Raw genomic sequence first — 332 nt, forward strand, 5'->3', positions numbered from 1 at the left:
GCGACGTACTCCGTTCCGCTTCCCGCTTCCCCTTCCGGCGCCGGCAGCGCCTTCCGGTCAATCTTTCCGTTCGGCGTTAGAGGCAGGTGCTCCAGCTCCACGAAGTACGACGGGATCATGTACCCCGGCAACTCCTGCGCCAGCGCGCTGCGCAAATCGTTCATCGCCAGCTCCGCTCCGGTATCCAGCGTGTAATACGCGCATAGCGCCTTCTGCCCGTTCGCATCACTTCGAACCAACACCACCGCTTCGCGCACGCCTTCCACCCGCAGCAGCTGCGACTCGATCTCGCCCGTCTCAATCCGGTACCCCCGGATTTTCGCCTGGTTGTC

General features: G+C 63.6%; 1 protein-coding gene. It reads right to left on the reverse strand.

All coding sequences use genetic code 11. The features are described 5' to 3' along the window. On the reverse strand, positions 1–332 hold a 332-nt coding region (locus tag HFE01_RS26600), incomplete at both ends, for an AMP-binding enzyme (RefSeq protein ID WP_167442921.1).

It is taken from the genome of Paenibacillus sp. EKM10P, assembly GCF_011800655.1.
GTDB lineage: Bacteria > Bacillota > Bacilli > Paenibacillales > Paenibacillaceae > Paenibacillus > Paenibacillus polymyxa.